The sequence below is a fragment of the Nonomuraea sp. NPDC049378 genome (assembly GCF_055586745.1).
Genome location: NZ_JBVJHP010000024.1, coordinates 122,198 through 129,395 on the forward strand (window position 1 = coordinate 122,198; position 7,198 = coordinate 129,395).

Here is a 7,198-nt window from a genome sequence, read left to right on the forward strand (position 1 = left end):
AGAGCGGAGCTTCCCGACGAGGTGCACGACATCGCGAAACAGAGCAAGACATCGGCCGGCGCCCCTCGGGCCGACGGCACACCCCAGTAAGGAACCACGCGATGAGCACCTCGCACGCCTTCCCCCTGAAGCCCGTCCCGATCCACGTGTCCGACGAGGTCCTCGATGACCTGCGTGCCCGCCTCGCATCGACCCGTCCGCCGCTGGACGAGGGGAACGAGGACTGGTCCTACGGCGTCCCCGGCAGCTATCTCCGCGGGCTGGTCGCCTACTGGCGGGACGGCTACGACTGGCGCGCGGCCGAGGCCGCCATCAACGTCCACGAGCACTACCAGGTGAGCGTCGACGGTGTCCCGGTGCACTTCATGCGCAAGCCCGGCCGCGGTCCCCGTCCGATCCCGTTGATCCTCACCCACGGCTGGCCGTGGACGTTCTGGCACTGGTCGAAGGTGATCGGCCCGCTCGCCGACCCGGCCGCGTTCGGCGGTGACCCGGCCGACGCCTTCGACGTCATCGTGCCGTCTCTGCCCGGTTTCGGTTTCCCCGGCCCGCTCACCGGCTTTCCGGACGTCAACTTCTGGAAGGTCTCCGACCTCTGGCACACCCTGATGACCGAGACCCTCGGGTACGAGAAGTACGCCGCCGGGGGTTGCGACATCGGCGGGATCGTCTCCAGCCAGCTCGGCCACAAGTACGCCGACGAGCTGTACGGCATCCACATCGGCTCCGGGCTGCCGCTCGACTTCTTCAACGGCCCCCGTGCCTGGGACTTCGCCCGGAGCCGGCCCCTCACCGACGACCAGCCCGCCGATGTGCGTGCCCGGATCATCGAGATGGACCACCGCTCGGCGTGCCATCTCGCCGTGCACATGCTCGACGGCGCCACCCTGGCCCACGGGCTGAGCGACTCACCCGCCGGACTGCTCGCCTGGCTGCTGGAGCGCTGGAACGCCTGGAGCGACAACGGCGGCGACGTCGAATCCGTCTTCACCAAGGACGACCTGCTCACCCACGCCACGATCTACTGGGTGAACAACTCCATCGCCACGTCGATGCGCTACTACGCCAACGCCAACCGCTACCCGTGGGCCCCCGCCCACGACCGCACCCCGGTCGTGCAGGCGCCGGTCGGCCTCACCTTCGTCACCTACGAGAACCCGCCCGGCATCCACACCGCCGCCGAGCGCGTCCAGGCGTTCAGGACCGGCCCGCAGGGCGACTGGTTCAACCATGTCAACGTCAACGCCCACGACCACGGCGGCCACTTCATTCCCTGGGAGAACCCCGACGCCTGGGTGAACGACCTGCGCCGCACCTTTCACGGCCGCAGACCCTGAACGCCCTCGTCGCTGCGGCTCTCACTGTTGAACGACGATCGATTCGGCGGAGAGCGTGACTTCAACGGTGATGTGCGGATTGTCCGGCTGCGGGAGCTGAAGGCCACGCTTGAACTCCTCGGCATCGTCTGGCATCACCTTCGGCTGAACGGTGACCTTGACCTGGCCGGTGTCGTCATCCGGGTGCGCCGTCATCGTGGCCACCTCGGGACGGGATCGGAGCCAGGAGACCACCGTGTCCTGGGCCTGCCGGAGCTCCGAGGCCGAGAATCCCTTGCCGCCGATCAGGGTGACCTCCATGGGGAGGGTTCCGGCCAACGCGATCGCGCGAGTCGGGACGGGACCCTTGAAGCCGATGCGCAGCCCCCGATGGTCGTCGACGTACCTGACGCCGGAGATCTCGTCGGGGAACTCCGCATGCAGTTTGTCGATCACCGCTCTGTTGGACGACTGTGAGCCGAAGCGGTCGATGGCCTCCTCGTAGGAGATGCCCTGCGATCTGGCGATGGCCCCGAGGTCGACCAGTTCGGCGTAGGGGATGCCGTCGATCGTCACGTCCGGGTCGGTCACCGCAGGGTCGTAGCCGTCGAAGTTTGTCGGCTTGGGCGACGAGGTGGCAGCCACCCTGGTCGCGTACCGCTTGACGACCTCCTCCAGGGGCCGGCCCGACGCCGCGGCCTCTCGTTTGAGCCGCTCCAGGGTGGGCCGATGCGCCTTGGGCTGATCGGCCCGCGGCAACACGATCGTCTCGGTCCCGGCCACGGTCGGTACCGGAGCGGCACCGGGCTGGCCGCAGGCGCACAACGACGCGAGCACCGCGATGACGGCCAAACGCGATCTCTTCATACATCAGGGACGCGCCACCGGCCTGGAAAGTTCATCCAGTCACCCATCCGGTACGGCGAAGCCCGCTCGTCGGAGTGCCCCTGCAGCAGCAGGGGCCGGGGTCACCTGGCTGAGGTCAGGACGCATGGGCCGGCGCCGACGCAGAGGCCGGTGTCGGCCTCGATGCGCATCAGGTCCTGCTCACCAGGTGACCGGGAGTTCGTGGGCGCCGTAGATGACGGCGTCGTTCTTGAACGGCAGATCCTCCGTCGGTACGGCGAGCCGCAAGGCAGGGATGCGGCGGAACAGCGTGTCGAAGACGATCTGCAGTTCGGTCCTGGCGAGGTTCTGGCCGAGGCACTGGTGCGGGCCGAAGCCGAAGGCGAGGTGGTGGCGGGCCCCGCGCTCGATATCCAGCTCGGCCGGGTTCGTGAACGCCGCCGGGTCCCAATTGGCTGACAGGGCCGAGACGATGACGCCCTCGCCGGCCTTGATGCTCACCCCGCCGATCTCCACGTCCTCCGTGGCCAGCCGGGAGGTGACCCCGTCGGCGATGGTGAAGTAGCGCAGCAGTTCCTCCACGGCCATGGGCGTCCTTCCCGGGTCGGCCTTGATCAGGTCCAGCTGCTCCGGATGGGAGAGCAGGCCGACCACGCCGAGCGAGATCATGTTCGCGGTGGTCTCGTGTCCGGCGGTCAGCAGCAGGAAGGCCAGGCTCACCAGGCCCGCGTGGTCGAGAGCGCCCTTCTGGCGTTGCCGGGCGATCTGCCGGCTGAACAGGTCGTCGCCGGGTTCGGACTCCTTGCGGGTGACCAGGTCGTCGATGTAGGCGCGCAGTTCGGCGAAGGCCCGCCGGCGGTCTTCGAGCGAGGTCCGGCTCACCATCATGGTGGTGCGGCTCTGGAAGAAGTCGTGGTCGGTGTAGGGGACGCCGAGCAGCTCGCAGATCACCAGGGAGGGCACCGGCAGGGACAGCGCCTGGACCAGGTCGACCGGGTGCCGGTCGGTGGCGAGCATGCCGTCGACGAAGTGGTCGACGATGTCCTGGATGCGCGGGCGCAGCGCGGCCAGCCTCTTGACGGTGAACTCGCTGATCACCGGGCGGCGGGCCGCGGCGTGTTCGGCGCCGTCCATGCCGAGCATCAACGGCGGTTGGCTGCGGAGCTGCTGCAGGGTCGCCGCATCGAGGGTGAAGAGCGGGAACCCGTCCTTGCGCTTGTCGGAGGAGAAGCGGGGGTCGGCGAGGACGGCCCGCCCTTCCTCATGCCCGGACACCCACCACGCCTCGCCGCCGCTGGTCAGGCGGACCTTGCTGATCGGCGCCCGCCCGCGCAGCTGCTCGTAGGCGGGGGGCGGGGCGAACGGGCAGCCACGCTCGACCGGCAGCTCCACGTCGGTGAGTTCGACGGTGACGCTCTTCGTCATGAAGGACCTCCAGTAATGGATGTGGCGGAGTTCGTTGTGCTTGTGGCGGCCTCGGCCGGTGCGATCGGTACCGGCTTCCAGGCCTGACGGGACGTCCCCGCGCCTGGCCGGGACACCCGTCTGGTCCAGGCCGCTTCGAGATCGCGGGCCGGCTCGTCGTTGGTGTTCATCGCAGGGTGAGCGGGGTCTCGGATGCGATGCGGGTCAGCTTGGCCGGGTTGCGGACGTAGTACAGGCCGGTGATGCGGGCGTCCTCGACGCGGACCGCGATGACGCCGTCGATCTCGCCGTCCACGCGGAGCAGGAGCGCCGGGTTGCCGTTGACCACGGTGGGCTCGCTGGTGAGCGCGATCCGGGCTCTGCCGAGACCGTTGACGATCATGCGGGCCACCTTGCCGGCGCCGGTGATCGGCTGCGGCACGGCCTGCTTGACGCCGCCGCCGTCGCTCACCAGAACGACCTGCGGGGCGAGCACGTCCAGCAGCCCCTGCAGGTCCCTGGTCTCCAGCGCGCGCCGGAACGACTCCAGAGCCGCCCGGGCCTGGCCCGGCGAGACCGCCTCGCGCGGGCGGCGTGCCTCGACGTGCCGGCGGGCGCGGTGCGCGATCTGGCGGACGGCCGCGCAGCTCTTGCCGACGGCGGCCGCGATCTCCTCGTGACTGACACCGAAGACCTCACGCAGCACGAAAACGGCCCGCTCGGTCGGCGACAGCGTCTCCATGACCAGCATCAGCGCCATCGACACACTCTCGGCGAGCTCGACGTCCTCGGCCACGTCCGGCGCGGTGAGCAGCGGCTCGGGCAACCACGGACCGACGTAGTCCTCCTTGCGGCGCCGCATGGTGCGCAGCCGGTCCAGCGAGCGCCGGGTGACGATCCGTACCAGGTAGGCGCGCTGGTCGGACACCTGCCCCAGGTCGACCTTGACCCACCGCAGCCAGGTCTCCTGCAGCGCGTCCTCGGCGTCGGCCGCCGAGCCGAGCATCTCGTAGGCGACGGTGAACAGCAGGTTGCGGTGGGCGAGGAACGCCTCGGTCGCCGGGCCCATCCGGCCGCCACCGGCCACCGGCCCGGCGCTGCCCGCCGTTGCATCCCCGCGCTCGTCCATACCCGGCTCCCGCCTGTCCACCCGTAATCGTTGCTCTATGCACAAGGCGCCGGCGCCCACCGCTGTGTGACACCCGCCATCGGTGACACACCTCACGTGAGCGCCCTGTCACAAAGTCCTGGACACGAACGCCGCATGGTCAGGACGCCGCGCGAACGATGCGCGCGGCACGCAACTTCCCGAGCGATCACCATGGCGCCCGTCGCGTGGTGATCGCGCAACCACAAGGAACGGAAAGCCATTATGAGCAAGGTCTGGTTCGTCACCGGTTCCTCCCGCGGCCTCGGCCGTCAGTTTGTCGAGGCCGCCCTGTCGCGCGGCGACAAGGTGGCCGCGGCCGCCCGCAACATCGCCAGCCTGGACGACCTGGCCGCCGCCCACGGCGAGGCGGTGCTCCCGCTGGAGCTGGACGTGACCGACAAGGCCACCGTCTTCGAGTCCGTGAAGCGGGCGGCCGAGCACTTCGGCCGGCTCGACGTCATCGTGAACAACGCCGGCTACGCCCAGGTCGGCGCGGTCGAGGAGCTGACCGAGCAGCACCTGCGCGACCAGCTGGAGACCAACCTGTTCGGCGCCCTATGGGTGATCCAGGCCGCGCTGCCCTGTCTACGCGAGCAGCGCTCCGGGCACATCATCCAGCTGTCCTCCGCGGCCGGGCTCGTGGCGATGCCGCTCAGCGGCGCCTACAGCGCCTCCAAGTGGGCCCTGGAAGCACTGAACGAATCCCTCGCCCAGGAGGTCGCCGAGTTCGGCATCAAGGTGACCGTCATCGAGCCCGGCGGCTTCGCCACCAGGGACGGCAAGAACCCCGACCCCCTCGCCAACGGCCACCTGGCCGAGCAGGACCCGATCTACGACGGGCTTCGCCAGCGGATCGCCGCGTTCGCGGGCAAGCAGCCCGCCGGCGACCCGGCCGCCGCCGCCCAAGCCCTCCTCACGCTCGTCGACTCCGACCAGCCGCCGCTGCGGGTGCTGTTCGGGCAGGGCTTCTACCCGATGCTCCAGCAGGCCTACGCCGACCGGCTCAAGACCTGGGCCGACTGGCAGGACCTCTCGGCACAGGCGCACGGCAAGCCCCAACACGAAGATCGGTGACCCGGGACCGGGCCCACCCACCACAAAGCAAACGACCCGACAGGAGCACCACATGAAGCACCGCATCGTCGTCCTCGGCGCCGGCTATGCCGGAGCCTACGCGGCCGGCAACCTGGCCCGCCGGCTGTCCCCGAAGGACACCGTGATCACCGTGGTCAACGCCGTGCCGCACTTCGTGCAGCGCATGCGGCTGCCCCAGGTGGCGGCCGGCCAGGAGGTCGAGGTTCCCAAGCTCGCCGACGTCTTCGCGGACACGGGGATACGGCTGCGCCTGGCCCGCGTCACCACCGTCGACCTCGAGCGCCGGCTCGTCGCCATGGCCGGCACCGACGCCGGCGAGCTCGGCTACGACACGCTGATCTACGCGCTCGGCAGCCACGTCGCCGACCACGGCGTCCCCGGTGTGGCCGAGCACGCCTTCGACGTCACCGGCCGGCCCTCGGCGCTGCGCCTGTGCGAACGCCTGGACAGCCTGGACAAGCGGGGCGAAGGCGGGAGCGTGGTGGTCGTCGGCGACGGGCTGACCGGCATCGAGACCGCCACCGAGATCGCCGAATCCCGGCCCGGCCTGTCGGTGACGCTCATCGCCCGCAGGCAGCTGGGCGCCCGGCTCTCCGCCGGAGCCCGCGGCCACCTGCGCCGGGCCTGCGACCGACTGGGCATCACCGTCCTGGAGCACACCAGCGTCGAAGCCGTCGACGCGACGCTGCTGCGGTGCGCCGGCGGCACCACCCTGGCGTCCGACGCGACCGTGTGGACAGCCGGGTTCGCGGTCAACCCCATCGCCGGCGACAGCGGGCTGGAGGTCACCGAGAACGGTCAGATCGTCGTCGATCGCACCATGCGGTCGATCTCGCACCCCGACGTGTACGCCATCGGCGACAGCGCCCACGCCATCGGCGACAACGGCCGGCCGATGCCGATGTCGTGCGCGTCGGCCGGCTACACCAGCCGGCAGGCGATCGAGGCGATCGTGGCACGCCTGACCGGGCGCACGATCACGAACACGAAACTGGTCTACACCTACAACCACATCAGCCTCGGGCGGCGAGACGGAATCCTGCAGATGATCGACCACGAAGGGCAGGCAAAACCGACGTACCAGGGCGGCCGCAAAGCCGCGCGGGTCAAGGCGGGAATCCTCACGACGGCACTGTGGGCCACCTCACACCCCACCTACGGCCTGCCCAGGCGCAGGCGCCGCCTGACCACCGCACCGAACACGTCCGCCGAGCAGGTGGGTCGCGTAACCGCCTAGGACCTCACGACGGAGATGACGTTCGCCTCACTCCTCGACTCGGATCGAAGCAGCCGGGCCGGGGGGGGGGGGGGGGGGGGGGGGGGGGGGGGGGGGGGGGGGGGGGGGGGGGGGGGGGGGGGGGGGGGGGGGGGGGGGGGGGGGGGGGGG

At 70.3% G+C, this 7,198-nt stretch carries 6 protein-coding genes; 3 read left to right on the forward strand and 3 right to left on the reverse strand.

Features of this window, described 5'->3' with window-relative positions:
- Window positions 1-101 precede the first annotated feature (101 nt).
- Window positions 102-1,337, forward strand: a complete 1,236-nt coding sequence (locus ACZ6SA_RS40410; protein WP_465834235.1) for an epoxide hydrolase family protein — start codon at window positions 102-104, stop codon at window positions 1,335-1,337.
- A gap of 21 nt (window positions 1,338-1,358) precedes the next feature.
- On the opposite strand, the gene ACZ6SA_RS40415 is transcribed toward ACZ6SA_RS40410, so the two are convergent.
- The 3 genes from ACZ6SA_RS40415 to ACZ6SA_RS40425 form a co-directional block, all read right to left on the reverse strand.
- Window positions 1,359-2,168, reverse strand: coding sequence for a hypothetical protein (locus ACZ6SA_RS40415; RefSeq protein WP_465834237.1), 810 nt, complete (start codon window positions 2,166-2,168; stop codon window positions 1,359-1,361).
- Between the two features lie 195 nt (window positions 2,169-2,363).
- A complete protein-coding gene (locus tag ACZ6SA_RS40420; protein ID WP_347649535.1) occupies window positions 2,364-3,587 on the reverse strand; it encodes a cytochrome P450 in 1,224 nt (407 codons plus the stop codon).
- Between the two features lie 166 nt (window positions 3,588-3,753).
- On the reverse strand, window positions 3,754-4,695 hold the full coding sequence (locus tag ACZ6SA_RS40425; RefSeq protein ID WP_465834239.1) for an RNA polymerase sigma-70 factor: 942 nt from the start codon (window positions 4,693-4,695) through the stop codon (window positions 3,754-3,756).
- A gap of 243 nt (window positions 4,696-4,938) precedes the next feature.
- On the opposite strand from ACZ6SA_RS40425, the gene ACZ6SA_RS40430 reads away from it, so the two are divergent.
- Window positions 4,939-5,790, forward strand: coding sequence for an SDR family NAD(P)-dependent oxidoreductase (locus ACZ6SA_RS40430; protein ID WP_347648662.1), 852 nt, complete (start codon window positions 4,939-4,941; stop codon window positions 5,788-5,790).
- A 52-nt stretch (window positions 5,791-5,842) separates the two neighbouring features.
- Window positions 5,843-7,048, forward strand: coding sequence for an NAD(P)/FAD-dependent oxidoreductase (locus ACZ6SA_RS40435; protein WP_465834241.1), 1,206 nt, complete (start codon window positions 5,843-5,845; stop codon window positions 7,046-7,048).
- Window positions 7,049-7,198: the final 150 nt, after the last annotated feature.

Bases quoted from the DNA above. Each gene is read 5' to 3' on its own strand.
- ACZ6SA_RS40410 (WP_465834235.1), top strand. From the start codon at position 102: ATGAGCACCTCGCACGCCTTCCCCCTGAAGCCCGTCCCGATCCACGTG.
- ACZ6SA_RS40430 (WP_347648662.1), top strand. From the start codon at position 4,939: ATGAGCAAGGTCTGGTTCGTCACCGGTTCCTCCCGCGGCCTCGGCCGT.
- ACZ6SA_RS40435 (WP_465834241.1), top strand. From the start codon at position 5,843: ATGAAGCACCGCATCGTCGTCCTCGGCGCCGGCTATGCCGGAGCCTAC.
- ACZ6SA_RS40420 (WP_347649535.1), bottom strand. From the start codon at position 3,587: ATGACGAAGAGCGTCACCGTCGAACTCACCGACGTGGAGCTGCCGGTC.
- ACZ6SA_RS40425 (WP_465834239.1), bottom strand. From the start codon at position 4,695: ATGGACGAGCGCGGGGATGCAACGGCGGGCAGCGCCGGGCCGGTGGCC.